The 21914-nt window shown below is 39.8% G+C and carries 15 protein-coding genes; 3 read left to right on the top strand and 12 right to left on the bottom strand.

Annotated features, from left to right (window positions below; all coding sequences use genetic code 11):
- Positions 1-10: 10 nt before the first annotated feature.
- From pyrR to lspA, 3 genes are all read right to left on the bottom strand, one after another.
- Complete coding sequence (gene pyrR, locus ACTVAI_RS06280; RefSeq protein ID WP_443474328.1) at positions 11-529, bottom strand: bifunctional pyr operon transcriptional regulator/uracil phosphoribosyltransferase PyrR; 519 nt, start codon at positions 527-529, stop codon at positions 11-13.
- Between the two features lie 176 nt (positions 530-705).
- Positions 706-1617 (bottom strand): RluA family pseudouridine synthase, encoded by a 912-nt coding sequence (locus ACTVAI_RS06275; RefSeq protein WP_443474304.1) that lies wholly within the window; start codon positions 1615-1617, stop codon positions 706-708.
- Positions 1617-2069, bottom strand: coding sequence for a signal peptidase II (lspA, locus tag ACTVAI_RS06270; protein ID WP_443474303.1), 453 nt, complete (start codon positions 2067-2069; stop codon positions 1617-1619). The genes ACTVAI_RS06275 and lspA overlap by 1 nt, the downstream gene beginning before the upstream one ends.
- A gap of 160 nt (positions 2070-2229) precedes the next feature.
- Here lspA and ACTVAI_RS06265 point away from each other — a divergent pair, with 160 nt between their 5' ends.
- The 3 genes from ACTVAI_RS06265 to ACTVAI_RS06255 are packed head-to-tail and all read left to right on the top strand — an operon-like array spanning position 2230 to position 4874.
- Positions 2230-2856, top strand: coding sequence for a YkyA family protein (locus tag ACTVAI_RS06265; RefSeq protein ID WP_443486176.1), 627 nt, complete (start codon positions 2230-2232; stop codon positions 2854-2856).
- A gap of 13 nt (positions 2857-2869) precedes the next feature.
- Positions 2870-3673, top strand: a complete 804-nt coding sequence (locus ACTVAI_RS06260) for a polysaccharide deacetylase family protein (RefSeq protein WP_443486175.1) — start codon at positions 2870-2872, stop codon at positions 3671-3673.
- Between the two features lie 7 nt (positions 3674-3680).
- Positions 3681-4874, top strand: coding sequence for a putative glycoside hydrolase (locus ACTVAI_RS06255; protein WP_443486174.1), 1194 nt, complete (start codon positions 3681-3683; stop codon positions 4872-4874).
- A gap of 55 nt (positions 4875-4929) precedes the next feature.
- Here the strand turns inward: ACTVAI_RS06255 and addA are convergent, their stop codons facing one another.
- The 9 genes from addA to ACTVAI_RS06210 form a co-directional block, all read right to left on the bottom strand.
- Positions 4930-8709, bottom strand: a complete 3780-nt coding sequence (gene addA / locus ACTVAI_RS06250; protein ID WP_443486173.1) for a helicase-exonuclease AddAB subunit AddA — start codon at positions 8707-8709, stop codon at positions 4930-4932.
- Complete coding sequence (locus ACTVAI_RS06245) at positions 8678-12268, bottom strand: PD-(D/E)XK nuclease family protein (RefSeq protein ID WP_443486172.1); 3591 nt, start codon at positions 12266-12268, stop codon at positions 8678-8680. The genes addA and ACTVAI_RS06245 overlap by 32 nt, the downstream gene beginning before the upstream one ends.
- A 105-nt stretch (positions 12269-12373) precedes the next feature.
- Positions 12374-12730 carry a 30S ribosome-binding factor RbfA gene (rbfA, locus tag ACTVAI_RS06240; protein ID WP_443474297.1) on the bottom strand — a complete coding sequence of 119 codons (357 nt, stop codon included), beginning with the start codon at positions 12728-12730 and terminating at the stop codon, positions 12374-12376.
- Positions 12731-12755: 25 nt separating this feature from the next.
- Positions 12756-15032 (bottom strand): translation initiation factor IF-2, encoded by a 2277-nt coding sequence (infB, locus tag ACTVAI_RS06235; protein WP_443486171.1) that lies wholly within the window; start codon positions 15030-15032, stop codon positions 12756-12758.
- 13 nt (positions 15033-15045) lie between these two features.
- Positions 15046-15363, bottom strand: a complete 318-nt coding sequence (locus ACTVAI_RS06230; protein WP_443486170.1) for a L7Ae/L30e/S12e/Gadd45 family ribosomal protein — start codon at positions 15361-15363, stop codon at positions 15046-15048.
- The gene (gene rnpM, locus ACTVAI_RS06225; RefSeq protein WP_443474294.1) at positions 15360-15647 is read right to left on the bottom strand and encodes an RNase P modulator RnpM; all 288 of its coding nucleotides are present in this window, start codon (positions 15645-15647) and stop codon (positions 15360-15362) included. Before rnpM ends, ACTVAI_RS06230 begins: the two co-directional genes overlap by 4 nt.
- A gap of 13 nt (positions 15648-15660) precedes the next feature.
- Positions 15661-16902: a transcription termination factor NusA gene (nusA, locus tag ACTVAI_RS06220; protein ID WP_443474293.1), complete on the bottom strand. Its 1242-nt coding sequence runs from the start codon at positions 16900-16902 to the stop codon at positions 15661-15663.
- A 26-nt stretch (positions 16903-16928) separates the two neighbouring features.
- Positions 16929-17402, bottom strand: coding sequence for a ribosome maturation factor RimP (rimP, locus tag ACTVAI_RS06215; protein WP_443474292.1), 474 nt, complete (start codon positions 17400-17402; stop codon positions 16929-16931).
- A gap of 160 nt (positions 17403-17562) precedes the next feature.
- Positions 17563-21885 carry a PolC-type DNA polymerase III gene (locus ACTVAI_RS06210; RefSeq protein WP_443486228.1) on the bottom strand — a complete coding sequence of 1441 codons (4323 nt, stop codon included), beginning with the start codon at positions 21883-21885 and terminating at the stop codon, positions 17563-17565.
- Positions 21886-21914: the final 29 nt, after the last annotated feature.

The raw sequence follows: 21914 nt of genomic DNA, 5'->3' as shown, positions 1-21914 counted from the left end.
TTATCCCCCATTACCCTTTGATCAAGGTTACTTTTTCTTCATTATCCACTTCTGTAATCTTGACAGAAATTTGTTCACTGGTTGAAGTTGGGATATTTTTACCCACATAATCAGCCTTGATTGGTAATTCGCGGTGCCCACGATCTACCAATACAGCTACAGTAATGCGTTTCGGCCGTCCGATATCCATAACCGCATCCATTGCGGCGCGAATCGTCCGGGCCGTAAATAAGACGTCATCGACTAAAACGACATGTTTTCCTTCCAGGGAATAAGGTATATTTGTGTTATTCAAGACAGGGTTATTATCTTTAGTGAAGTGTTGGTCGTCCCGATACAAAGTAATGTCCAGCTCACCTACCGGTACTTCAACGCCTTCAAATTTCTTCATGTTTGCCGCAATACGTTCAGCTAAGTAGATACCCCGTGTGCGAATACCCACAAGTAGAAGGCTTTCGGTTCCACCATTTTTTTCCAAAATTTCGTGTGTAATACGCGTTAAAGACCGTTGCATGGTAGCAGCATCCATAATTCCAATAACTTCTTTTACCAATCGAATCTCCCCTTATCCAAAAAAAATACCCTCATGCCAAAAAAGAGCATAAGGGATCAATGTTCATAAATATTTGTGCTTGATCCTTCGAGCCTCTCTGGACTTCGTTAAAGGTTTATTGCTAAGAATGATAATACTATTCTGACTTAAAGTCAATCCATCTTTCGTAACTCTGCCAATCTTTTCTCAAAGTAATCAGGCAAAGGAGCTTCAAAATGAACTTTTTCGTTTGTTACCGGATGGATAAACCCAAGTACCCGGGCATGTAAGAATTGACCGTTTTTATCTACATCGTCACCAGGTCCATACATCGGGTCACCGACTACTGGATGATTGATATATTCCATATGTACCCGAATTTGATGCGTTCTTCCCGTCTCCAATTTTAATCCAAGTAAGGTAAAATCATGGAATTGTTCAAGGCGCGTAAAATGTGTCACTGCTGACTTGCCATCTCGGTTTACCGTCCGTTTCAATCGGTTGGTAGCCATGCGGGCGATTGGAGCATCAATTGTGCCCTCTTCGTGTTGTACCTCACCGTGAACCAATGCCACATATTCGCGTTCAATACTGTGGGTAAAAAATTGATCTGCCAGGCTTTGATGAGCTTGGTTATTCTTGGCAATCACCAACAAGCCAGATGTATCTTTATCGATGCGGTGAACAATTCCCGGTCTAACCACGTTAGTTCCTTCAGACAATGTACTGACATGGTAAAGCAAACCATTTACTAATGTTCCGTGCAAATGGCCTTTTGATGGATGCACAACCATGCCTGCTGGTTTATTGACTACCAATAAAGCGTCATCCTCATAAACGATGTCCAAGGGAATATTCTCTGGTTCAATTTCCAGCTGTTCCACTTCAGGCTCTGAAATGGCGATGAAATCTCCGGCCTGAACTTTATAATTTGGTTTTATAGGCTGATCATTCACCAGAATATGGTTACTTTTAATCCACGCCTGCAACTGTGAACGTGTGTATTCAGGAAAAGCTTCGGATAAAACTTTGTCGATCCGTCCGCTTTCGTTGTTAATCTTTAGTGTTTGTATATCCATTTCCATTATAATTCTTCCTCTTTTTCAAAAAATATGACATGAATAATCATTAATACTACTCCGACAGTTAAGCAAATATCTGCCACATTAAAAATGGGAAAATTAATGAAATCCAGGCGGAACATGTCCACCACGTAACCATTGAGCAAACGGTCAATGAAATTGCCGATGGCGCCAGCAAGAATCAAAGAAAAACTGACTCCCGATAATCTACTGATGTTTTTTTCCTGTTGAAACATATAGATTAAATAGCCGACGACAGCTACTGTAATGATATAAAAGAAAATCATTTTCCCTTCGAATATCCCCCACGCTGCCCCTTTATTTTGAATGTAAAACAAAGAAAATAGACCGGGAAGAATAACTTTTTCTTCATAAAGCTCGAAATTTTGGACAATGCCCCATTTGGTTAGTTGATCAATGACAATCAAAACCAGTGCTATTAAATAATAAATCATACAGACTCCTTTTCACCGATTAATCTCGAAATACTCCTTCCATTGTAAACGATAAAAAGAAAAACCTAAAGCAAATCAAGCGAAATTCCTTTAAATGTTGAATTATCTCTTCCATGTTCGCTATAATGAAAAGGATAATTGCAAAAAAGGAGTCGGTAATGTGATTAAAAGAAGTGCTTGGTTCTTGCTTGCATCCGGAATTGTTTTAGCCGGTTGTTCAAGTGGGGTTGAAAAAACGCAAAAGTCAGTCGATAAACTGGCAGATTCAAAGGAAGCCATTATTGTATCATTGAATACTATTCAACAAAAGGAAATGGAAATACAGAAACAATTTGATGAGGCATTAACAGCAGACGAAGAATTAGCAACCTTTAGCGATGGTTCTGCCCCTGTTTTTAAAAACATTTCGGTAAGACAAGAAGAAGTCGCTAATTTAGAAGAAAATCTTTCAAAAATGAAGGGTCATGTCATGGATTTAAGTAAGTTGGAAGTAGAGGAAGTACCTGCAGAAAAAATGCAGAAAATGCTGGATACCGCTCAAACGTTCATTAACCAGGTGGAGGCCTATTTACCGGCTTATACTGAACAACTCCAGGCAGAAGAAGAAATCTTCGCTTCATTCGGAGCAGAGGATGCAACTTTCAATACCTTGTATGATGGTGTCAACACTCTGAATAAAAATGGTAGCGATAACTTGGCTAAACTTGAGCCCTTAGTAGGAGAATCTGAAGTATTTGAAACACAAATGAATCTATTGACTGATGCTTTAACACCTGATGATGAATAGGAGGTACTAAATAATGAAAAAAATGATGATAGCTGTAGCCGCAAGTATCTTTCTTGCCGCTTGCCAAAGTAATGAAGTCGTGGAAGTTGAAGCAATGGAATCACAGGCAAGTGAAAGCAGCTTCTCGGAAACAATCGATGAAAACGATGAAATATCTATCGAAGTACCTTATGAATACAAAATTAATCCGGTGATATTTACAGTTGAGCCCATTTCGGATGCTGATACGGAAGTCGTCCTGCTTACATTCGATGATGCTCCCCAACCACCCGACTCCAAGACCTTGGATATTGCCCACACTGTTCGGGATAAAGGTGCAAATGCCATTTTCTTCGTCATGGGCCAATTTTTGGAATCTGAAGAAGCGAAAGACATTGTTAAAGAAATTCATGAAATGGGTTTTGAGATTGGTAACCACTCTTATTCGCACCCTGATATGTCCTCTTTGAGCTACGATGATCAGTTTGAAGAAATTCAGGCTACCAACGATATAGTTGAGGAAATTACAGGTGAACGTCCTCGTTTCTTCCGAGCGCCTTATGGAGCTTATAATAGCGATACTGAAGACATTGCAGATTCTGAAAATATGACTTTGATGAACTGGACCTATGGCTATGATTGGGTTGATGGTTATATGGATGAGTCGTCATTGGCAGATATCATGGTTCATGCTCCCGAACTGGGTAGTGGTGGGAACCTGTTGATGCATGATCGTCCTTGGACTTCGGCTGCCATCGGTGACATCATCGACGGTCTGCGGGCACAAGGTTACGAAATGGTAGACCCTAAATTGATAGAATCACCTGAGGAGGAATAACTGGATCATGAAGAAATTTGGAAAACGTATTTTAGCAGCTAGCATCCTTCTGAGTACAATTTATACTCCTGTCCAAGCGGCAGAAGAATCAGCCCCTACTGAACTTATCTTAAGGCAACAACCCTTCCTGGCTGCTCCGGAAATGGCAAAAATGCCAAAAAAATTCTTATACGACAGTGGAATTGATATTGCTTACCCAGAAGATGGTGTAAAAGGTATTTACTTGACTGAAAACACGGCAGCCAATCCTGAACGCGTGGAAGAATTGATCGCTTATTTAAATAGCAATGATTTAAATGCCATGGTTATCGACATTAAAAACGATAATGGTCATGTTACAGCTGATTTCAACTCTGAAGATGCCCACATCAAGAAAAACACAGTTCCGGTTATTGCTGATATTGATGCATTAATGGAACGGCTAGAAGAAGAGCAAATTTATCCTATAGCCCGTATCGTCGCTTTCAAGGACAGTGTACTGGCTGAGGAAGAGCCTCATATGTCTTTCTTAAATCCCGATGGCTCTATTTGGGCATATGGAAATGGAGAATTGTTCATCAATCCTTTCCTGAAGGAAACTTGGGATTATGCAGTTAATGTTGGGATTGAAGCTGCAAAAGCAGGGTTTAAAGAAGTTCAGTTTGACTATGTGCGCTTCCCGGAAATCTTCTCAAACGATGCAAATGGTCTTTATTATGACATGGGTGAATTTGCTGATTTAGACATGGATCCAACTGAAAAACGTGTGAAGGCAATTACTGATTTTGTTGCTTATGCGCGTGAAAAATTAATGCCTTACGGTGTAGAGGTTTCCGTTGATATTTTTGGTTACGCTGCTACAGTTGATGAAGCATCTGGTATTGGCCAGGATTTTTCACAGATTTCCAATAATGTCGATGTCATTTCATCCATGATTTATCCAAGTCATTGGGGGCCTGGCTATTTTGGGCTTTCCGCTCCAGACTTGTATCCTTATGAACTTGTTGATGAGTACATGAAAGTTGAATTACCCCTTTTGGAATCCTTGGATCATACCCCTACTACGCGGCCATGGCTACAGGACTTTACTGCCAGCTATTTAGGTAGCGGTTATTACCGTGAATATGGGCACGCTGAAGTAATGGCCCAAGTTCAAGCTTTGAAAGACCACGGCGTTACAGAATTCTTGCTATGGAATGCAGGTAATGTCTATAGTTACTAAGATTAGTTACTAACATAAAAACAGCCCTGAAGTCGTTGACTCCGGGGCTGTTTTTCTAATCTACTAAAATATTCTGTTGGGTGTTGAGTAAGCAAAGATAAGTTTCAGTTACTTTTTTCTTTTTTATTTCTTCTAGTGCTTCCCGGTAGACAATCATCTGACCACGATATTTATTAATCAGCTGATCAAGATTATTCCCGACATAATCCGTTTTGAAGTCAAACAGGACAATATGATTTTCATATTCAATGAAACCATCCATAATCCCATGAATCAAGAGGTTATCGTCACCATTCTTGTCTATTCCCTCAAAGAGATTGCCCGCTTTCATTAACATTGTAAAGGGAATTTCACGATGGACCTTTTCGTGATCAGATAAAATGCGCTGCCCTAGTTCTGTTTGGAAAAAGCCACTGATGATTGTTCCATCGATTCTTCGTGCCACGTTTTCATCAATGGCTTCTGCAGTCATCAATTGTTGAATCAATAGCGAGATAGATGCATCGGAAATGGGCGTATCCAAGTCCACGTGTTGCATGACATAATGGACCGCTGTTCCGATTTCAGCATTGGTTGGCTGCCTTACTTGTTGCAAGAAACTTGGTCGTGGAAAGTCTGGTTCGACGTATCTTCCCGGATTGTTTTGTCTTTCAAAATCAACTTGTAATAATTGACTTTGATCTGGGTCTTCAAATAAACGTTTGATTTCTGATACGGATTGGTAACTGGTTGTGTATGTCGCAGCTTGGTTTGGATACGTGGCTTCCATCAAATTTTTAGCCAGTTTGTATTCTTTCAGTATCTCCTTGCCTGTTGGTACTTCGGCCAAATCCTTGATTGTTCCATCGACGTCTTTTTCTTCCTCCAGGTTAACAGTCAGTATATTTCCCAATATATCCCCTTCACTTTGGGTTGAAACCTTAAATTTAACCGGCTCAACAGATAATTCGCCCCTATATTGCTTGGAAAATGCATCAGGATTTACGCTTCCATGACGGTAAAGAGCTAAACCTACCCACTTCATCATATTACTCGCTTGTAGGCGTAAGTGGTTAGGCATGACTGTTTCTCTGGATTCATCGACAGCAGACCATTCTTGCCACATTTTTTCTTCTGTGTCATAAGTTCCAACCAAGTATAATTTTTGTTCGGCCCGCGTCAAAGCGACATAGAGCTTACGCATTTCTTCGGCAATCATATTCTTCTCTTTTTCATTTGCAAGAGCAATCCGAGCTAGTGAGACATATTGAAGACGATTTTCAACATCGAAATAATCGGTCCCAATTCCATATTTTTCAGAGAAAACGTATTTCCCCTGGATATCCTTCTTATTGAACCGCTTTGACATATCCAAAACAAATACAATCGGGAATTCCAACCCTTTGCTGGCATGGATCGTCATAATACGGACGGCATCCTCATCCTCACTGAACGTTGTCGGTTCCGCTAAATCTTGATCGCGATCTTGAATACGCTCGATAAAACGAATGAATTGGAACAAACCTTTAAAGTTGGTAGCTTCAAACTTTTGGGCGCGTTCATAAAGGGCATGCAAGTTCGCAACTCTTTGTTTTCCGGCCGCCATACCGCCTACGTAATCCAAAAAAAGTGTATCCTCGTATATGCGCCAAATGAGGTTTACTAAATTATCTTGTTTCGTGAAAGTTCGCCAAGCACGCAATTGCTCCATAAAGCGGCTCAATTTACGATGAGTGTCCCTTTCCTCAAAGTTTTGCTTCTCATTGGAGCCACCCAGATATGTTTCAACCGCCTCATAAAAATCACCGTTTGGCTCCGTTAAACGGATACTTGCCAATTGCCTCTCATTTAAGCCAACAATCGGAGACCGCAAAACTGCTACAAGTGGGATATCTTGTCTTGGGTTATCGATTACTTTCAGGACAGATAAGATAGTGGAAATTTCTGTCCGCTGGAAGAAACTCTGTGAGTCATTAAGCACCACGGGAATACCATATTCCTTGAAGGTTTCCAAAATAAGCAGATTATTTTTTTTGGTTGGCGTTAATAATACGATATCTTTGTAAGATATTACCCGGTTTCCTTTAGCTTCTTTATCATAAATCTCTGTTTTGGCTTCCATCAAATCCCTTATTTTTTGTGCAACCATCGTAATTTCACCCGTTGCTTTGTCATCTATTTCATAGATACTTTCTGGATCGGCTTGAATGGTTGTTTCATTGTCGTTACTTGTATCCACTGAGCCTTCACCTTTAAGGTAAATCAAGACCTCGGTTTGACAGCTATCTGTTTCTGGGAATGAAAGATTCCCTTGTTTTAATTCGGCCAGGTGGTCATAATCCATTTGACCGACCTGCTTATCCATAAGCTGTTTGAAGATAAAGTTAGTAAAAGAAATGACATCATCCCGTGAGCGGAAATTTTCGGCCAAGATGATACGCTCACCCTTTTTTGATGTAGCAAAATCTTCGTATTTTTTCAAGAATAAGCTTGGGTCTGCCAAACGGAAGGCATAAATCGATTGCTTCACATCTCCCACCATAAATAAGTTTTCCGTTTCTGGATGGTGGCGTGTTACCCCATATAGGATACTTTCTTGAAGCTTATTGACATCTTGGTATTCATCAATTAAAACCTCAGAGAATTTATTCCGGTAATAAAGACTTGCTTCACTTGGTTGTCTTTTACCCTCTTTTAAGGGCATGAGTATTTCCAAGGTTAAATGTTCCAAGTCATTAAAATCAAGCGTATTTCCAGACAGCTTCTTCTCCCAATAAGCCCGATTGAATAATTTAGTGACGCGTGCCATCTCATCTACAAAAGGTTTCGTTTCAAATATTAATTTTTCGTGGTTCTCACGCGAACGAATAAAGAAATTTTCTTGAAGTTTTTGGATGGATTTTTTGTATTTGTCACGCAAATTCTTCATAAAATTGATTGTTTCTCTGTACGTTTCATTTTTCTTGGTAGCACTTCGCCAGGTTTTAAAAGATAGGTTTGAAATATTCTCATATGCCGATTGGTAATCATCTTGTCTGATGGCCTCAAAAACGGCCTCTATGGCATTCTTTTCATTTTCTAGTAGTTGTCTTTGGACTGCCGTCTCATCGGCCTCACCGCCCAAATGAATCGCTTGGTTGCAATCGTAAATGATACCCAACAATTCCTGTTCAATTTGAGGTTTTAAAAGCGTTTGATAGAGTTTGCTTTGCTCCAGGCCATTCTCTACATCATATAATTGTCCCATGTGATCCAGCCATAAAGCAGGTTCCGGATTCGCCCGGGAAAAATTATACAATGAGAAGATTAAGTCCTTCAGACCCTCATCATTTCGTTCACTTGAATAAGCCTTGGACAAGTGACGAAAATCCGTACTGAAATCGGCATATAATTCTTCTTTTAACTCTTCCCAGACATCTTCCTTCAACATCTCAACTTCAATAGTGTCTGCCATGATGCGAAAAACGGGGTCCACATCAATCAGATAAAAAAACCTTTGGATGACTTTCAAACAAAAAGCATGAATGGTACTGATATTCGCTTGTGGCAATAAGGTTGTTTGGCGCAATAGGTGCCGATACTGGTCATCATCAACGGCTTGATTAATGGCTTTTTGAATGGCAATCCTGATACGCTCTTTCATTTCAACAGCTGCTGATTCCGTAAATGTCACGACCAACAGTTCATCGACGTTGACACCATTTTTTATTTTTTCAATGATTCTTTGAACCAAAACTGTCGTTTTACCCGAACCTGCTGAGGCAGCGACTAATAAATTATCCCCGGTTTGATAAATAGCTTGCCATTGTTCATCAGTAAAACGATCATTTGCTGTTTTTGGCGGTATCATTGCCATTATCAGATCCCTCCTCTTCCTCTTTTATTAACTCTTCACGAAGACGATTCAAAACAGTATTTTTATCTAATTTCTCTATTCGACGGTATTTGTTTTCGCGCAGTGTACTGTCGAACTGTGAAATAGCCCGGTAAGGTCCCTGTACGGTTGGAATAAACAATTTATCCTTGATTGGATTCATTTTCAGTTCACCGGATAAAATATTTTCCCCAGCTTCTACAATGCGTCGGCGGTTGTTCAAGATTAAAAGCTCCAATTCATCGGCCGCCACTAAATCCGCCACTTTTGCAAAACTACCGTCTTTCTTGTATTTAAAAGGCAAAACTAATGAGCTTTCCCCTTCATTAACATGCGGATCCATTTGCTCGGTCATTTCTTTATCAGCAATCAAAAGTCCTTTTAATTTGCTATTAGCCATAAGTGATTCTGCTAATTCGCTTTCTGTGGGTTGATCTGTTACTTTCAGGTATGGATTTTGGATATGCAGATAAAATGCTCCGGCCGGTGTTGCTTCTCCTTCAACGAGCTGGGAAGCATTTACCATGGCAACATCTAAATAGGTTATCATCTGCATGGCTAGGCCGTAGTAAGCTTCTGAAAAATCAAAAGCATGCTTACTCGATTTATAGTCCAAAACAGTCAGGAACTGCTTATCTTCTGTTTTTACCCGGTCGATTCGGTCAATTTTTCCGCGGATGTTGATGGAACGCCCGCCTTTGAGCGGGAACTGGATGCCTTTTAACATCTCTTTTCCGCTTGCTATTCCAAAAACAGCCTCTGTTCTCAGATTTTCGAAAGTCGTTTTAGCCCGCTGATTACTGATGACATATGCCATCCTTTGAATTGTTTCCGATAATTGATCACGGATAAATTGCATGCGATTAGAACTGGACAGTATTTCATACTTATAAGTGCCATACAGATTTTCTAATATTCGCGTGGTCAACTTATTTAATTCTTGTGGGCTTAACTCTTTTTGGCCACGGATTTCGCTCACAACATGTTCCAAAGCCTCGTGGTAAAACTCGCCTGTTCCTGCATTGTTCAATTCATATTTTTGCCGTTCTTTAATGCGTAAGCCATATTTTAAGAAATGGCTGTAAGAATCCAGATAATAGCTTTCCAATTGCGATACAGATAAGTAAAGATTCTTCCCATATAGGGCTTCAGCTATTTCCGGGGTCAATTGGGCAGGTACGTTTTTGTATTTCAAACTTGCAAAAACACGCTTCAGATTCTCCTGGATGCTTTCATCTTTATACAAATAGGATAATATATGTCGCCAAAGCAGGGGCATTTTTGCCTGGGAAATGAATTGTTCACGTAACAGTTGAACCAATTGACCGATATTTTGGATTTTCGAGCCTACAAAATTAATCGGATAGTGAGCTTCAGTTACGTTAGCAGCTCTATGTTGCACCGTAACTCCAGCATCTGAAGCTATTCGAGCCACATAGGGAGATAATTTCGAGATGCGATTATTTCCGTCAATGCTCAACGGATAAGTGACGAATATTTTTTCAGTTGCGGATAAAAAAGCTTGATAAGCAACGTATGGTTCACTGGCTGTCGATTCCGATACTGACAAATTCAAGTGTTTATTTATCTCTTCACCTAAATTTGACTGAATCAACTGCCGTTCTTCTTCTGTTAACAACGTCTTATTCTCATAGATGCGAGGCAGATTTTCCTGGGTAACACCTATCAAGAAAACAATTTTTTCTGGCTTGAATCTGGCTCCTTCAATGCTTGAGAAGACCACTTCATCCAAGGTCGGCGGAACAATACTGTAAGTAGCCGTTTCAAAACCAGTCATTAAAATATCGTGGAAAGTTGCTTCATCAAAAGGATAATCTCCCAATGTCTCCACATACTCATCTAAAATCGTATTAAAAGTCTGCCATAGCTGTTCATGTTGACGGGCTTTTTCCAAATGGTTTTTTTCAATGGCTTGATCCCGCCAATGAAGGATCTGTTTATCAATACCATTTTCAACTAAAAACATGTATAGCAAAGTTGCTGCATCACGACCGGTTTTGATTTTATTTACCTTTTGATAGAATGGCAACAGAGTTGATTGCAGGAAGTTCTTAATTTGGTTTGCTTCTTTAAATAAGTCCATTTCATCTTCAACTTGTAATTCTTCCTCTTGAAAGATATGCGCTTGCCAATCATTCTTGTTAAACCACGCATTCCCTTCAAAACCATAAGCAAGAAGGATATTTTCCGTTCTGTCTACCCAGTCACGGAAAACTTCAGGAGTTGTTTCATGGGGTACGAGTAATTCAGTCCGCAGGAGGCGCATCATATCGGGATAGCGCCAATAATTCACACGAATCCGGAATAGCGTATCGATAAAGTCTGTAAAGGGATGGTGTCGCATCTCCTCAGCCTTATCATAAAAGACGGGTAATTCTGCCCGATTAAAGAGTGGTTTCAAAATCGTTTCGTAATCTTCTACCCGCCTGGAAAGAATCAAAAAATCACGATAACGATACCCCTCATCCTTAACCAACTGATTAATACGATTGGCTACATGAAATATCTCGGCTTGCTTGGAATCACATGCCCAAACCTCCAAGATATCTCTTATTTCTTTATTTTGTTCTTCAACACGATTGTTTTGTCTGCTTCCCGAAGTTGTGTCTCTCCAATACGCATCGAGTTCCACGAAACCTGCAGTGTAGCCATTTTCCTTGGCAGGAACGCGTTTATCAAGTAAAACTTGGATATTGTTGTTGCGTGCAAATTGGTACATTTGATAATACGTTTTTCCTGCGACATAAAACAACTGATGCATATCCGGGGGACTTTCAGTATAAGGTTTATCTAAATCCATAACGATACTGACTTTTGTTGTTTTTTCCAAGAAAGCCAATATGATATCTTTTTCCCGAGCCGAAAAATAATAGTAGCCATCAATATAAATGTAGGTATCGGTCAAATCATTCCGATAAATTTCCTTAACCATTTCCTCTTGAATTATTTCATAGCGGATATAATCATTCTTATTCATCTCTGAAACAAACATTTGATACAACATAATCAATTCACTGATTTTTGTTTTTTGATCTAACAACTTAACAGTTGTCTCTTCGCTATGAATTGATTGTTGCAAATCATCCGTGGTTATATTCCCGGCTAAAAACTCTTTAAAAAGATTAATCAGTTGTTCTATAAAGCCTTTTTTATCGACTTCTTTCCGGAATAAAACTAATTCCTCCCGATTTTCCAACAGTATTTTTCGTAACAACATCGCCATCCCAGCATCGCTGAGTTGTTTCTTTTGAAAGATTTGCTCATCCTTCAAAAAGTACCAAGCTAACCGACTAAAACTAAAAACCTGAAGATTAATAGAACCCATAAAAGAAGAATTCGCAGATGTATCCAGATTCCATAGGTCTTCGAGAATGGTCATTTCTCCTTCGAACTTTGCATGCTCCGGTACGATAATGAAGAATTTCGCTTCCGGCTTTTCGTTCATTATCGCTTTTATTTCTTTGATATAAGATTCCCGCTTATTTGCGGTTTGAGGACCGATTATAAATTGCAGGCTCACATCATCAACCTCTTTCCAAAAATGCTTTCTTTGACCTCTATTTTAGCATAGAAGCGAGAGGCAAAACAAAAAGGACCGGATTTCTCCAGTCCTTTAATCAATTATTTAATCAAGTTCTTCATCTTTCATTTTACGGATTAATTCTTCGATACGATTACCGTAGTCGACGGATTCATCCCGTTTGAAGATGAGTTCAGGTGTCCGATAAACAGATAAGCGCGAGCCTAATTCTTTACGAATGAGGCCAGTTGCTTTTTCTAGCCCTGTTTGGACTTTTTGACGCTCACTTGCCAAATCGCTCAATGTGCTGTAGTACAAGGTAGCAATTTGTAAATCTCCTGTTACTTCAGCATCTGTTAATGTTACGTCCTGAACACGCGGATCTTTAACATTCTTTTTCAAAATGTCATTCACTTCGCGAAGAATTTCTTGTTTGATTCTTCCAGCTCTGTAATTAGCCATTTTTTTCACTCCTAGACAAAACGGATTATTTTCTTACGATTTCTACCATTTCGTACGCTTCAATCACGTCGTCAACTCTAATATCGTTGTAATTCTCAACCATCAAACCACACTCGAAACCATTTTTCACTTCACGGACATCATCCTTGAAGCGTTTCAAGCTTGCTAGTTCACCATCATAAATTACAATGTTATCACGAATGACACGCACTTTACTGCTCCGTTTAATGACACCATCAGTTACGAATCCACCACCGATTGTTCCAACTTTAGAAACAGTAAATGTTTCACGAATCTGAACTTGACCGGTAATTTTTTCTTCATACTCAGGATCAAGCATCCCTTTCATAGCTGTTTCGATTTCATCGATAGCATTATAGATAATACGGTGTAGGCGAATATCTACACTTTCTTGATCTGCTTGAATTTTAGCTTGTGGTGTTGGACGAACATTGAAACCGATGATAATAGCATTACTTGCGGCTGCTAATGTAACATCGCTCTCGTTGATTGCACCTACGGCTGAGTGAATGATACGAACACGTACACCTTCTACCTCAATTTTTTGCAAACTACCTGCAAGTGCTTCAACGGAACCTTGTACGTCCGCCTTGATGATAACAGCAACTTCTTTCAATTCACCTTCGCTCAAGCTTGAGAACAAGTTATCAATTGTGACACGGTTTTGTTTAGAACGTGATTCTAATTGTGCACGTTTTGCTCTTTCTTCCCCAACCGCACGAGCTGTTTTCTCATCTTCGAACACTGCAAACAAGTCACCTGCTTGGGGCGCTTCGTTTAAACCAGTGATTTCAACGGGGGTTGATGGTGTTGCAATTTTAACACGACGACCTTGATCGTTGACCATAACCCGAACACGTCCGAATGTATTTCCGACAACGATTGGATCCCCAATCTTCAGTGTTCCTTGTTGTACAAGTACAGTTGAAATAGGTCCTTTGGATTTATCTAAACGTGCTTCGATTACACTACCAACAGCTAACCGAGATGGATTTGCTTTCAATTCTTGCACTTCAGCAACCAACACAATCATTTCAAGCAAATCCTCGATACCTTGACCAAATTTAGCTGAAATATTTACGAAGATAGTGTCGCCACCCCAAGCTTCAGGAATCAAACCATGTTCTGATAATTCTTGCATTACACGGTCTGGATTAGCTGTAGGCTTATCGATTTTGTTCACTGCCACGATGATTGGAACATTTGCTGCTTTAGCATGATTGATTGCTTCGATTGTTTGAGGCATCACACCATCATCGGCTGCCACAACAATAATCGTGATATCTGTAACATCTGCTCCACGCGCACGCATCGTCGTAAAGGCCGCGTGACCAGGTGTATCCAGGAATGTAATTGGTTTACCATCGATTTCTACTTGGTAAGCTCCGATATGTTGTGTGATACCGCCAGCTTCACTTAAACTCACTTTGGTATTACGCAACGAATCCAGCAAAGTTGTTTTACCATGGTCAACGTGTCCCATAATTGTGACAACTGGTGGACGTGTTACTAGTTCATCTTCGTCATTTTCACTTTCAAAATGAACCGCTAAATCAGAAATATCAACTTCGATTTTCTCTTCCGCTTCAATACCATAATCTGTAGCAATTAATTCTAGTGTATTAGCATCCAATGGTTGGTTTTGTGTTGCCACAATGCCCATCATGAACAATTTTTTGATAATTTCAGCCGGTTCACGGTGAAGTTTTTTTGCGACATCTTGGATGTTCATGCCTTCAGTGTAGACAAACACTTCTGGCAACTCACGGAATTTACGTTGTGGCATTGGCGCTTTAGGCGTGCTGCTAACTTTACGGTTTTTATTACGGCCACGTTTATTATAGCCGCCTTTTGAACCTTTATAACCGCCACCACCTTGGCTCCGGTTTTGACCTTGACCTTGGCCTTGTGGGGCACGATTAGCGGCTGGCTTTTTATTACGGTTGGTGTCTGTTGTTTTTGCATCTCCAGAACTTGGACGACTCGTTTGAGGTTTATTCGTATTATTAGCTGGTCTTGATGTTTGTGTTTTGTTCGTGCTACTTGCTGGCCGACTTGGCTTTTGGTTCCCTTGGCCTTGTTTTGGTTGGGAATTCTTATTGGGTTGACCTGAACCCTCGCTCTTATTATTCATTGCTTTATTCATCTTATTAATTTCCTCATCTCCTATTATTGACATATGGCTTTGAAAGTTGATTCCAACTTCTTTTGCTTTTTGCATAACATCCTTACTGGACATTTTGTGCTCTTTGGCAAATTCGTAGACCCTCTTACTACCCATGTCTTCACCATCCTTATTTCATATTATTCGTTCCTTTCAGTTTTAGATAACTGCCCGCAAAACCCTTTTCAGTAAAGGCGCAAATCGAACGGCTTTTTCCAATTGCTGCACTGATTTCGTCAGTGGTAAAAGAAATATCTAGTGGAACATTATAATACTTACATTTATTTATTAATTTTTCCCTGGTATTGTCACTTGCATTACTAGCAACAATAACAAGTTTTGCTTCGTTTCGTTGGATTGATTTGATGGTTAATTCCTCACCAGTGATCAATTTTCCTGCTTTAACAGCTAAACCTAAAAGGTTTAATTGTTTTTCTTGTGGTGTCATTTTAGTAAGCTCCTAGCCTTTTGATGCTCAACATAGTCATAGAGTTCTTGATAGAATTCATCAGTGACTGTCATGTCGAACTGTTTATCAAAAAGACGATTTTTTCTGGCTTTTTCAACTAACTCCGGTTCCATTGAAACATATGCTCCACGCCCGTTTTTCTTTCCAGACGGATCAATCGCCAATTCACCTTCAGGTGTTTTAACAATGCGAAGCATTTCTTTCTTTGGCTTCATCTCGTTAGAAACAATGCAACGGCGCATTGGAATTTTTTTCTTCTTCATGAGTCGTCACCTCTTATTGTTCGGATTCATCCAACAATTCATTATAGTCTTGTTCTGGATCCAATTCTACTTCTGCAATCTGTTCTTCAACGTCATCAGCGTCCATAATATTTTCACCGATTTCATCGTTTTCAAGAATTTGTTCTGCTTCAGTCAGCTCTTCTAACTCTTCAACAAAGTCTTCGGTTGCTGCAACTGCGATTTCGGAGTCAATCAACATACGATTGTAGTCTGTCTCAGATTTAATATCGATTTTGAAGCCTGTCAGCTTAGCAGCTAAACGTGCGTTTTGTCCTTTTTTACCAATAGCTAATGATAATTGATAGTCTGGAACCACAACAGTACAGCTATTGTTTTCTGGGTGGAAATCAACCTGAATAACTTGGGCTGGATTCAGAGCATTACCGATATAGGTTGCTGGATCTTCACTCCATTCAACGATATCCATATTTTCGCCACGAAGTTCATTAACAATTGCTTGAACACGTTGACCACGTGGTCCTACACATGTACCGACTGGATCTACGTTTTCGTCACGAGATCTTACTGCGACCTTGGAACGATCTCCTGCTTCACGGGCAATAGAAACAATTTCAACAACACCATCGTAAATTTCAGGGATTTCTTGTTCAAACAAACGCTTTAGCAAGTCTGGATGACTTCTACTTACGAATACTTGAGGTCCTTTAGAAGTATTTTCTACCTTAGTGATATAGACCTTAATACGGTCATGAGCTTGGTAAACTTCTCCAGGTATTTGTTCTTGCTTTGCTAGTACCGCCTCAATTTTCCCAAGGTTAACATAAATATAACGGGAATCCTGACGTTCTACAACACCATTCAAGATGTCATTCTCATATGCGATGAATTCATCATATACGATACTGCGTTCTGCTTCACGGATACGTTGCATAATTACTTGTTTCGCTGTTTGGGCTGCAATACGGCCAAAGTCCTTAGGTGTTACTTCAAAACGAATTTTATCGCCTATTTCATATGCTTTATTAATAGTTAATGCTTCTTCAAGCCCAACTTCCAGAGTTGAATCGAATACCATTTCAACTACTTCTTTAACGGAATATACATGGATATCACCAGAATCAGTATTGAAAAGAACTTCCACGTTTTGTGCTTGACCGTAGTTACGTTTGTAGGCAGATACAAGTGCAGCCTCCAAAGCGCTGGTCACAATCTCTTTAGAGATTCCCTTTTCTTTTTCTAAGATATCAAGAGCAGTCAGCATCTCTTTATTCATTCTCTATTTCACTCCTTACTCCATCATTAAAATTTGATTGCCAAACGCGCTTTTGCAATTTTTTCACGAGGAATTGCGATTACTTTTTTGCGTGTTTTTATCATGATTTCTAATTCTACTGTTTCATCAGTAACAGATAGAAGCGTGCCTTCATGGAATTTTTCACCTTCAATTGCTTGATAGTAAGAAAGATGAACGTATTCCCCGATTGCTTTTATGAAATCATCTTCTGTTTTTAAAGGACGCTCTGCGCCAGGCGAGGATACCTCCAAGAAATAGGCTTGTGGAATTGGATCTGGATCCATCTTATCCATTTTTTCACTCAATTGTTCACTCACCAAAGCACATTCTTCTATGTCAATTCCGCCTGGTTTGTCAATGTATACACGTAAAAACCAATTTTTGCCTTCTTTCAAAAATTCAATGTCTACAAGTTCAAAATTATGACTGTCAACGATTGGTGAGACTACTTCTTTTACAATATCAATTACTCGGCTCACAAAAACCCTCCCTTTAATATCAACAAACTTTCCAAAAAATGGTCGATTGCGTTAAAAAGAGCGAGCGTTTCCGCTCACTCCCTCCAAAGTTTATTTCTTTACTAATCATACACCAGAAATGCTTGAAATGCAAGAAAACCGCTATTCAGCTCTCTTGTAATTAAAAATCAAACAGTGATAATTGGTTTTCGTCTGGTAAACCGGTTAAGACGCCATTCTCATCCATGTAATCAATAATTGTTTTGGATACTTTACCTCTGGTCGCTAAATCTTCTTTCGATAAGAAGGGTTGCTCTTCACGCGCTTGAACAATTTGTTTAGCCACGTTCTCACCCAACCCGTTAATGGCACGAAACGGTGCAATCAAACTGTCCCCTTCAATCAAGAAATTCTTTGCGTCCGACTTTTCAATATCAACCATTTTAAAAGTAAAGCCACGTTCAACCATTTCATTGGCGATTTCCAAAACTGTCAAGAGACTCTTTTCCTTGACCGAAGCATCCAAACCTTTGTCCATGATTTCTTTCATTTTAACTTTGATAGTTTCTTTTCCTTGGGACATTGCTACCAAGTCGAAGTCGTAAGCCCGGACTGAGAAATAAGCTGCATAGTAGAGAATCGGATCATGCACCTTGAAATACGCTACCCGCAGTGCCATCAATACATAAGCAGCCGCATGGGCTTTAGGAAACATGTACTTTATCTTCAGACATGATTCAATATACCATTCCGGTATTTCTTTCGCACGCATTTCCGCTTGCCATTCGTTTGGAATCCCCTTGCCTTTACGAACACTTTCCATGATTTTAAAGGCTAAACCATCTTCTAATCCGTGATAAATCAAGTAAACCATGATGTCGTCCCGACAACCGATAACATTAGCCAACGGAATGTTATTTTCCCGGATCAGTACTTCCGCATTACCTAAATAAACGTCCGTACCATGGGACAAACCAGAAATTTGGAGTAACTCTGCAAAAGTAGATGGTTTCGTTTGCTCTAACATCCCTCGAACGAAACGTGTTCCAAATTCCGGAACTCCCAACGTACCCGTGTTACTGAATATTTGTTCTGGGGTTACTCCCAATACATCCGTACCGCTGAATATTTTCATGACTTCAGGATCGTTTGGTGGTATGGTCTGTGGATCTATTCCTGATAAATCTTGAAGCATACGAATCATGGTCGGATCATCATGGCCCAGTATATCGAGTTTTAATACGTTATCATGAATCGAATGGAAATCAAAGTGAGTCGTTTTCCATTCCGACTTTTGGTCATCTGCTGGAAATTGAATGGGTGTGAAATCATATACGTCCATATAGTCGGGTATAACAATAATCCCGCCAGGATGTTGCCCAGTCGTACGTTTTACGCCGGTAAATCCTTTGGCCAATCGATCGATTTCTGCTGAGGAGTAGTGCTTACCATGGTCCCGCTCATAGCCTTTAACATAACCATATGCAGTTTTGTCAGCTACGGTTCCGATAGTTCCTGCCCGATACACATAGTCCTCGCCAAAAAGTAATTTTGTGTAAGCATGGGCTTTGGCTTGATACTCACCAGAGAAGTTTAAATCGATATCAGGAACCTTGTCTCCATAAAAACCTAAAAACGTTTCAAACGGAATATCATGGCCATCGCGATCCATATAGGTGCCACATTCAGGACAGGGTTTTTCTTCAAGGTCATACCCAGAACCAATTGAACCATCTTGGATAAAATGATTGTAATGGCAATTGGGGCAACGATAGTGCGGCGGTAGTGGATTAACTTCCGTAATTCCGGTCATCGTAGCGACGAAACTCGATCCTACAGACCCCCGTGATCCTACCAAGTAGCCATCCTGATTACTCTTGAGAACGAGTTTTTGGGAAATCAGATAAATTACGGCAAAACCGTTACCGATAATACTCTTAAGTTCTTTCTCAAGTCGTTTTTCAACGATTTCCGGCAGTTTTTCGCCATACAGCCGTTTCGCTTCATCGTAGGAGAGTTTTCTGATCTCATCATTGGCACCTTCGATATTGGGGGTGTATAGTTCACTTTTAATAGGTGTTACTTCTTCAATTGCATCTGCCAATTTATTGGTATTGGTCACAACTATTTCCTTGGCGACATCCGCTCCAAGAAAATTGAAATCATTTAACATTTCATCAGTGGTTCTGAAATGCGCTTCAGGTAAATTCAAGGTTTTCCCTTGATTAATTTTCAAGGAACCTAAAAGAATCTCGCGATAAATGGCATCTTCCCGGTTTAAGTAATGAACATTTCCAGTTGCAACAACCGGTTTGTTCAATTCTTTACCAATAGCCACGAGTTCGCTGATAATTTCTTCCAAGTCAGATTCATTTTTGACTAATTCTCTTTCGATTAACGGTTTATAAACTCCTTTTGGCATCACTTCGATGTAATCATAAAATTTTGCTTTTTCAAGTGCTTCGTCTTTCCCTTTTTGCATCATGGCTTCGAAAATTTCACCATTGCTACAAGCAGAACCAACCAACAAGTTTTCCCGATGATCTATCAATAAACTTCGTGGAATACGTGCCGTGCGGTAGAAGTATTGAACACTTGAAGCGCTGATTAACTTAAAGAGTTCTTTTAACCCTGCCTGATTTTTAGCTAAAATGGTGGCATGGAACGGACGGGCTTGTTTATAAGAATCTCCTCTTCCCACTCCAATGTTCAACTCATCATGATAGGTGATATTATGGTCGTCTTTCGCTTCTTTTAGGAATATCCAGCACAGATGGCCGGTTGTCTCCGCATCAAATACCGCCCGGTGATGCTGCTCCAGATTGACATTGTATTTCTTGGCCAATGTGTTCAAACGATGAGATTTCAATTGGGGGTGCAAGAAACGAGATAATTCTAACGTATCAATTACAGGGTTGGTCGCTTCAGGAAAACCTGATCGTTCGTAGCCTTTATTTAAAAAGCCCATATCAAAAGATGCGTTATGGGCGACCAACACTGCATCACCACAGAATTCCCGGAATTTTGGTATGACTTCTGCTTCAGATGGAGCATCTCGGAGCATACTGTCGGTAATACCGGTCAGGTTAATAATAAGTTGTGATAGAGGAACGCCTGGATTTACAAACGCTTCAAAAGTGTCAATGACATTTCCTTTGTACATCTTTACAGCTGCCAACTCGATAATGGAATCATAAACAGCAGATAAGCCGGTGGTCTCAACGTCATAAACGACGTAAGTATCTTCTGATAATTCACGGTGGGCTGGATTATACGCTACCGGAACACCATCATCCACAATATTTGCTTCAATCCCATAGAGAATCTTCACGCCATGTTTTTTCCCTGCCGCATGGGCATCTGGATATGCCTGAGCACCAGCGTGGTCGGTTATGGCGATTGCTTTATGTCCCCATTTACCTGCTTGAGCAACCAAATCACTGATTGAATTAGTGGCGTCCATCTGGCTCATGTTGGAATGTAAATGTAATTCAACCCTTTTTTCTTCTTCTGGGGCACGGTCTGTACGTTCTGGAACTTTAACCTCGTTCACATCACGGGCGTTAATAACCAAGTCACGCATGAAGGTGTCTTCCTGGACGTTCCCACGTACTTTAACCCACTTGCCTTTTTTTATTTTTTCAAAGGTCATCTCGTCTTGTTCATTGTTGGAAAACATTTTGATACTGAAGGAAGAAGAATAGTCTGTAACTTTGAAGACCAATAATTTTCTTCCTGATCGCAATTCTCGGATTTCACTATCGAAAATATTACCTTGCACTACAACAGAGCGTTCTTCTTCCGTTATGGTAATCATCTGGCGGATTTCTTCTTTATCAGGGATGCGATTTCCCAGTTGAATCGGGCCACTCTCTCCGCCATTTTCATTACGCTTATTTTGAACTGCTTCTTGATTAGCTAAATTTTGTTCCGCTTGACGAATCAGTAACTCTTCTTGCTCTTGCTTGCGTTCCATATATTGTTGATGCATCATTTCTGAGGCTTCTTTATTTATATCAACTTGAATACGGAATTCTGGAAAACCTAAAACATTGAAGTTTTGTTGGATAATTCCTAAATAGTTATCTTTCAAATGGTTTTGCGTAATTTCATTTGCGAGCGTCAATGTCACACTGTTATTTGCTATTTTAGGCGCATTTTTACGCAGTATATCGCTAACGACTGGTGAAGAAATATTACTTCTCTCCACTGCAATTTGCCAATAATCAGCAATTTTTTCATCTGTAAGAAGTGGCTGACGTGTTTTAATGCGCACGTCGACCGTTGCTACATGTTTAAATGCTGTTTTTAAACGGTTCAATAAATCCTGGAAAATTTCGAAAGGCAAAATATCATTGAATTCCAAAATAAAAATCCATTGTTTTTCTTTTTTATAAACCAAAACTTGTTCAACCGCAGCATCAACCAAATATGGTTGGTATTCCGGAACATGATGAAGGTTGATTTGTTCGATTAACGTTTGAAACAGTTCTTTTTTATTCACACTCACTAACCTACTTTCCTATCAAAAAC

Source organism: Jeotgalibaca sp. A127 (assembly GCF_052266745.1).
Lineage (GTDB): Bacteria > Bacillota > Bacilli > Lactobacillales > Aerococcaceae > Jeotgalibaca.
Note: the sequence above shows the minus strand (reverse complement) of the source record. Positions and strands in the feature narration are given on the sequence as shown.